The organism is Syntrophales bacterium (assembly GCA_030655775.1).
Lineage (GTDB): Bacteria > Desulfobacterota > Syntrophia > Syntrophales > JADFWA01 > JAUSPI01.
Map to the genome: position 1 here is coordinate 24,432 of JAUSPI010000190.1, position 7,712 is coordinate 32,143.

A 7,712-nucleotide genomic window follows, 5' to 3' on the forward strand; every position below is an offset into this window, starting at 1 on the left:
CCTGAAATTTATTCTTACATAAACCTGTGTGATGTTATAAAAAACATGTTCACTCCAACAAAAGCAAAAAGCAAAATTAAGAAAGCAACAATGGAAAAAAGGGCAACTTTTCTACCCTTCCATCCTATGGCAAGTCTTTGGTGTAATAAAAGGGCATAGAATATCCAGGCAAACAGTGTCCATATCTGTTTTGGGTCCCACTGCCAGTGACTACCCCAGGCAGTCCGTGCCCAGATTGATCCGGCAATAATTCCCATTGTTAACATAGGGAAACCCCAGAGAAGACAGATGTGATTTACTCTGTCTAAATCCCGCAGCGAAGGCAGTAGCCTGCTATATCCACTAGACTTTTTATTTTTTATAAAATTTTCCTGAATCAGATACATAACACCGGCGCAACACGCAAGGGTGAAAAGAGCTTCACCTGAGACAGACAATATTACGTGAATAGTTACCAAGCGTCCCTGTAAGATGGACGATATGGAAACCTCCCCGCCTAATTGGACGGATGCCACCATCATGAGCAAGAAGGCAAGAGGTGACACAAAAGCGCCGAGAACCCTCGTTTTTGTCTTAACCTGGAAGGCAAGATAAGTGCCGGTTATTGTCCATGCAAAAAAAGAAAGGGAATCGTACAAATTGATAAATGGACTATGACCGGTTTCTATACACCGGAAAAGAAAAGAAAACCCGTGTATAATAAAAGCCAGGACAAGAATCCATGTAGAAACCTTGGCCACAAAAACCCTCTTAACGAGAAGAGACGTGATATATCCCAGAGTACTTATAAAATAAGCACAAAGAGCAATTTTAAATAATAAAACATCCATTGTTGTTTCTTTTTATGTCGAAAGATAGCTGCTTACTTTCAGCAGAATGCCTGCAATCTTTTTAGGAACCTTATTTCCGGAGGTCGTATTTTGTCATTTTCAGTTGAAGTCCCTTCCTGCTGAGACCGAGCCGCTTTGCCGCCTTTGTTATATTTCCGTTACATTCCTCCAGAACCTTGATGATAATCTGTTTTTCTATTTCCGCCGTCTTGCTTTTGATGATGTCTTTAAAAGATTTTTTTTGGTCTTCAGGCCGGAAAGTTACTACTGCTTCATCCTGGAAATTGAATTCTTCTGGGAGATCTTTGATGGTAATACTATGTCCTTTGGCCATCAACACAAGTCTTTCAATAAGATTCTCCAGCTCCCTGATATTCCCGGGCCAGCTATAATTGTGGAAAAGTCTTCTTGCCCCTGAATCAATGTGTTTGATGTTTCGATTAAGTTTTTTGTTGAATTTCTCGACAAAAAAATCGGCCAAGGGAATTATATCTTCCTTTCTTTCTCTCAAAGCCGGAAGATGGATGGGTAGGACATTGAGCCTGTAATAAAGATCATCTCTGAACCTTCCTTCTTTTACGTCCTGAAGAAGGTCCCTGTTTGTGGCTGTAATCAATCTTACATCTACCTTTATTGTCTGGAGTCCCCCCACCCTTTCAAACTCATGATCCTGTATTACCCTGAGGAGCTTTACCTGCATCTCCTTTGGAATATCGCCTACCTCGTCGAGAAAAAGGATTCCCTTATGAGCGAGTTCCAATCTTCCCGGCTTTCTTGAGACTGCACCTGTAAATGCCCCCTTTTCATAACCAAAAAGTTCGCTCTCTATAAGATTTTCTGAGATGGCGGAACAGTTAATCTTAATAAGTGGATTATTTTTACGGGGACTGTTCCTGTGGATTGCGTTGGCTATCAGTTCCTTTCCTGTCCCTGTTTCTCCCGTAATGAGGATCGTTGTAGTAGAGGGGGCCACTTTTTTAATCGTATCAAATATTTCAGTCATGCCTTTGCCATAGCCTATGATCTCATATCGGTCTATTTCGTCGGGACTCAAAACCACTTCATCTTCACTAAACATTCTGGTTTTGAATGCCTTGTTGATAACGTTCTTCAGGTCGTCCTGTTCAAATGGTTTGGTGATGTAATCAAATGCCCCCTTCTTCAGGGCATCCACCGCTGTGTCTATCGTGCCGTGAGCGGTAATGATAATGACCGGTATTGAGGGGTAGTCCCTGACCGTTTTTTCCAGAAGACCCATGCCGTCAAGCCCGGGCATTTTGAGGTCGGTTACAATTACTGCAACATCACTGGTCGCCAGTATATCGAGAGCTTTAAGGCCATTGGAGGCAGTAGCAACCTCATAGTTTTCTTTTTTGAGCATGGCCTTTAAAACCAGCCGCATATTTAATTCGTCATCAACAACTAAGATTCTTCGCATAACACGTAAATTTATTATGGCATTGCACTGCTGTCAAGGTTATTTTATCGGGCCTGCAAGCAGAAATCAGCAAAAAAAGTGTGGCAGGATATTCTGTTGTCTCCTTTTGCTTATTCTTTGATTCAAAGCTGACCCCGGTGTCATGATTTAATTCTTATATAAAATGTTGTTCCTTTACCTGGATTTGATTTTACCTCAATATGACCACCATGTTTTGTGATAATTCTCTGGCAGATCGGGAGGCCAAGACCTGTCCCTTTTTCCTTGGTTGTGAAAAAGGGTTTGAATATATTTTCCATGTCTTCCTTATTGATGCCTCTGCCGGTGTCCCGGACAGCGATCTCTATGATGGTGGCATCTTCCTTTTCGATCTGTGATGTAGTGAAACTCAAAGTCCCCTCTTCGGGCATTGCCTCAATCCCATTGAACGCAATATTAAGAAAAACCTGCATCAGTTGCTCACCGTCTACATTTATCTCCGGCAGATCGGGGGAAAGAGACTTTTTGATGGTAATCTTTTCTGACAGGTTATCTGCTTTGATCAGGGCGATAGTTTTTTCTATAATATTGTTGATATTTTGCTTTTTTGCATTCACCGTGTAGGGCTTGGCATAATTGAGAAACTGTGAAACGACATTATTCAGACGATCCACCTCCTCCGTGATGACATCAAGGAGATTTCGGTTTTCGGCGGTATCCACTTCTGATCTCAGGTACTGTGCGGCCCCCTTGATGGAACCGAGAGGGTTTCTTATTTCATGGGCAAGCCCGGTTGCCATCTCTTCCAGAAGCACTGATTTTTCATTCTCCAGTTTTTCGTCGATAGCGTAAAGGGATGTGAATACATCCCTGCCTTCAAAGAAAAGGAAGCTGGCAATTTTTTTTAGTATCAGTTTGACGGGATCAATAAAGATAACGATTATGAAAGACGTCATTAACATAATGTTAATGGGGGGCAATGTTGAACCCTCTCCAAATAGGCCGATGATGAGGTAAAATACGATGGCTGCGAACAATGTAAGGATGAAAATTATAAGAGCCCTGGCCATAATTTCATAGAATTCCGGAAGATGGGGATAAGTAATAATAATCAGAGTAAAATATATCAGGGCAGCTATTGCAATGTTTGAGAGGGGAGGAACTGCATAACCATAGTGGTAAAATATGTCGGAAATGCTTGCGGCTGCTGCCATGGCACAGGCGATGGCAAGATAAACCATCCGTTTTTTTTCTATATCCGATGCCCTTTTTTTAATGGAAGCAAGAAAAGCTGTGTAGCAGTAAACCGATGCGAAGCCAACAAACAGATAAGGGATGATATCCAGGTGAGACCATCTGTGAAAAGTTGTAAACAGGGCACCTCCTATCAAGAAACTGCCGAATGTGGTCAAGGCTATAATTCTCTTCGGAAAGATTTGCCGATTGATGAAGAACCGGCTGAAAGCGAGCAGCAACGGAGGGATTGAAAGAAAGCCCAGATAGTAGATAGCTTTCCAGAAACCAATATTGAAAATTCCGTAGAAAAACACCCCGATTTTTTGTAAAAACAGCGCAAAACATAAAAGGGCAAAGGACAGGTAGACGGGGTTCCTCTTTTTTTTGATTAAAAGGGAAATCGAAATTGTAAGGCTGATCGCCGCTAAGGCAAAAGTTTCCATAGAAAATTTTGTGTCCGAAGGCCAGGTCTGATCTACCAGTGTTTCAGCTTGGGATAAGATATTTGCAATCAAACCGGCAGATTAGATTTTTTGACGCTATGATATCTGCAAATAAAGGGTAAGTCAAGTTTGTGGAAACAGATTTGGAATCTATTCCCATGGATGAACTGAACAGCGAGCGCATTATTCTTCGAATTCCTTCGTTCCCCGCTGCTTGCGGCGGGGTTAGCGAGCGAATAAAAAATAGACATTTTCCTTACCCCGATAAACGGGATAAGTGCGTTAACGAATTTGCTTTCTACCAGAAAGCAAATTCTAACTTACTAAACAGCTCACTATGCCACTTTGCGGCATTATAATTGGAAGTAACTCATGTTTTTAACAAATGCGTTATTTCTGGCAGATATTGAGAAATGTTAACTACTTGCAACACATTTGCAAATTTAAGTTACTTGGAAGTCGGAGATTATTCTTCGAATTACTTCGTTCCCCGCAACTTGTTGCGGGGAGATGCAATACCGTGGCGCCTCGCCTGCCATTGAGAGGCATGGCAAAAAGGTCAGGGGAAAAAGGGACGAGGACAGTTTTTCTGCCTTGGAAAACGCAAAAGCCCCCGTAATAGATATATTAAAGGGGCTTTTACCGATAGAGCAAACTAAAGCTACTTTTGGTGTATCGTTTGTGCCGATACGATGTCTTTACTCTATGATCATCAAGAGCTGATCAACATCCACGGCATCTTTCTCTTTTACGTTGATTTCTTTCACTACACCGTCTATTGGAGAGAAGATGGGATTTTCCATTTTCATCGCCTCGAGTACCAGAAGTTCATCATCTTCTTTTACTTCCTGACCAGGTTTAACAAGAATCTGCCAAATGTTTCCCGGCATTGGAGCGAGTATTTCTTCACTCATTTGCATTCCTCCTTTTAAGGTTTTTATCGAATTACCCCATGTACTTAGACGAACGGGGATTAATTCCTGTTACTTTAATAACGTCAGAAATAGTCCTGCTGCTGATACTGTACCAATCACGCCGGCCACATTGGGTCCCATCGCGTGCATCAGAATAAAGTTACGCTTGTCATTCTTTGACGCCACAACCTGCGAGACACGCGCGGCCATGGGTACCGCCGACACACCAGCCGAACCGATCAGAGGATTTATCTTCTCTTTTAAGAAAAGGTTGAAGATCTTGGCAAGGGCAAGACCTCCGAATGTGCTGAAACTGAAGGCGACTAATCCAAGGAAGAATATGAAGAGCGATTGCTGTTTCAAAAAGAGCTCTGCCGGCATAGCAGCGCCAACACATAGACCTAAAAATATCGTTACAATATTTATCAATTCATTCGATGCTGCCTTGGAGAGACGTTCGACCACACCGCATTCCTTGAACAGATTACCCAGCATCAGCATTGCCATCAAAGGCGCGGATTCGGGGATAAGGAGACAGATGATACCTGTCGCCATCAGCGGGAAACAAATCTTTTCAAGCTTGCTGACCGGCCGTGTCTGTTTCATCTTGATTTTGCGCTCTGCCTCGGTCGTCATCAGGTTCATTATCGGCGGCTGGATTATCGGTACCATTGCCATATATGAATAGGCTGCCAATGCTGTCGCACCTAAGAGGTGTGGAGCAAGCTGCGCCGTTAAGAATATCGTTGTAGGTCCGTCGGCCCCTCCTATGATTCCGATACAGGCGGCCTCCTTGAGGTCAAATCCTAAGAAGAGAGCAATAAAGAAAGCCATATAAACACCGAATTGTGCCGCCGCACCGAGAAGAAGAGTCTTCGGATTGGACAAAACCGGCCCAAAATCGGTCAAGGCGCCTATACCCATAAAGATAATCGGTGGCAGTAGGTCCCACTTATCGATAGTGAAATGGTAAAAAACCCAGAGAAGGCCGTGACCTTCTTTCATAAGACCTGTCATTGGCAGGTTTACAACGAATATTCCAAAACCTATGGGAACCAGAAGCAAAGGTTCGTAATTCTTAGTTATAGCAAGCCAGATAAAAGTAAAAGCTATTACCCACATTATAACATTTCCGAAGGTTATATTTAAAAACCCTGTACCTTCAATGACCTTTACAAATAAACTCAAATCCATGTCTATTATTTTACCTCCTTAACTTACCTTCCGAAAGATGGATTTTCTTTGATTAACCTTCCTTCTTCTCTTTTTTCGTAAACAGAGCAGCGATTTTACCAAGGGCCATAACTGATAACATTAATATTATAAGGCAGACAAAAACACCGCTAAATCCGACAGCAAATACCTTCATTGCTTCTCCCCAATCAACCATTTCCAACCTCCTGACAACGTGGCTTTTTTATACCGGTACAACCCGGAAATCTCTTTGCCTGACCGGAAAGGGATCTCCATTTAAATTTTATTAAAAAATAAAAAGAACGATAAAACCCTTCTAAATACTTTTATCCACTATCAGTGTTAAACTGAGCTCCGCTAATAACAAGAATTTCGAGCAATGTCAAGATTATTTTGTAAATGTATCTGATTTAACAGACTATGCCTTTAATGCTTCGAATTTATTTTAGAATGAAGGTGTTATAAAATCTGTCCAAGATGAATTTTGAGTCCGTTGCAGGCTTAATAAACAGCTCAACATAGGACAGATATTTCTTAACGATTGGTCCTGTTTTCCGTTAAGGTGTGGTGATAAATATACGATTAGAAAGCTTTTCAAAAAGGGACTTTTCGTGTATTAATCTTTTTGGGAGAGAGAGTAAAGCGAAATGATACCAACCGGTGAAATATCAAATCGTTTTTATGAATATCTTTCCGGAAGAGGGGGCGATCTGCTGGTAAAGGAGGTCAGAATAGGTCTCAGCTATCTGGGTGTGAAACTGGAAGAAAACCGGATGGGACTGGCTGCGGTGTTGGGGCACGAATTAACCCCGGGCTGTTCGGTTTTTGATGAGGCCGGCAAACTTGTTGGTTCAAAGGCTTTTGATCTTTTGAGGCGTCTCGTCGATGGTAAAACCCCCCTTGAAAAAGCGCTGGGACTGGCTACGGCGAATGCTATAATTCATCCGGAGCCGACTGAGCAGGAAAAAGACGCACTCGCATTGATCAATCTTGGATCAGAAGACAGGGTCGCCATGATAGGACTTTTTCGTCCTCTGGTGCAACGGATAAAGAAAACCGGGGCATCTCTTTCCATTATTGAGAGGAATCCGGCTCTGATGGAGGTTCTGGATAAAAAGGACAGAGAAAAAATACTCAGAGAGTGTACAGTTGCTATCATTACCGCTACCACACTGTTGAATGATACCATGGAGGAGGTGCTAAACGGCCTGGGGAGTCCCCGGCATGTTGCGGTGCTGGGTCCTTCCACGCCAATGTGCGGTGAAATGTTTGAAGGGACGCAGGTAAGCCATTTAGGAGGTTCTGCACTGCTCAATACAGACAAGATTATGCAGATTATTTCTGAAGGTGGAGGAACATCTGCTTTGCGGCCCTATCTGCGGTTTGTCAACATCCTGCTGGATAAATGACAGTCTTGTAAAAGACTTTTTACGAATACATCCAAGATTAGGCGTGTCAGAGTCTTTATTCTCCACAACTGCGTTTTTTGCGCAGATGTTGGTACCAGTTCAAGCAGCAAGACTTAGTTAAGAGTGTAAAGTGAGCTAAAGTGACTAAAGTTAAAAAATGCGCTTTCAGCGCAGCCTGTTTCGAATTTGACCGCGCCGAAGGCGTGTACATTAACTTTAGCTCACTTTAGGCACTTCAAACTTTAGGCACTTTTGGGGTTGCGGCTTTG

At 42.6% G+C, this 7,712-nt stretch carries 7 protein-coding genes; 1 reads left to right on the forward strand and 6 read right to left on the reverse strand.

Annotated elements, in window-relative coordinates:
- Positions 1–14 precede the first annotated feature (14 nt).
- From ccsB to Q7J27_10335, 6 genes are all read right to left on the reverse strand, one after another.
- Complete coding sequence (gene ccsB, locus Q7J27_10310) at positions 15–830, reverse strand: c-type cytochrome biogenesis protein CcsB (GenBank protein ID MDO9529535.1); 816 nt, start codon at positions 828–830, stop codon at positions 15–17.
- Positions 831–900: 70 nt separating this feature from the next.
- Positions 901–2,268, reverse strand: a complete 1,368-nt coding sequence (locus tag Q7J27_10315) for a sigma-54 dependent transcriptional regulator (GenBank protein ID MDO9529536.1) — start codon at positions 2,266–2,268, stop codon at positions 901–903.
- Between the two features lie 140 nt (positions 2,269–2,408).
- Entirely contained in the window at positions 2,409–3,926 is a 1,518-nt protein-coding gene (locus tag Q7J27_10320; GenBank protein ID MDO9529537.1) for an ATP-binding protein, read from the reverse strand.
- Positions 3,927–4,624: 698 nt separating this feature from the next.
- Positions 4,625–4,840 carry an acetyl-CoA carboxylase biotin carboxyl carrier protein subunit gene (locus tag Q7J27_10325; GenBank protein ID MDO9529538.1) on the reverse strand — a complete coding sequence of 72 codons (216 nt, stop codon included), beginning with the start codon at positions 4,838–4,840 and terminating at the stop codon, positions 4,625–4,627.
- A 69-nt stretch (positions 4,841–4,909) separates the two neighbouring features.
- Positions 4,910–6,034, reverse strand: a complete 1,125-nt coding sequence (locus Q7J27_10330) for a sodium ion-translocating decarboxylase subunit beta (GenBank protein MDO9529539.1) — start codon at positions 6,032–6,034, stop codon at positions 4,910–4,912.
- Positions 6,035–6,086: 52 nt separating this feature from the next.
- Entirely contained in the window at positions 6,087–6,230 is a 144-nt protein-coding gene (locus Q7J27_10335) for an OadG family protein (protein ID MDO9529540.1), read from the reverse strand.
- Positions 6,231–6,681: 451 nt separating this feature from the next.
- Here Q7J27_10335 and Q7J27_10340 point away from each other — a divergent pair, with 451 nt between their 5' ends.
- Positions 6,682–7,443, forward strand: a complete 762-nt coding sequence (locus Q7J27_10340) for a DUF364 domain-containing protein (protein MDO9529541.1) — start codon at positions 6,682–6,684, stop codon at positions 7,441–7,443.
- Positions 7,444–7,712 lie beyond the last annotated feature (269 nt).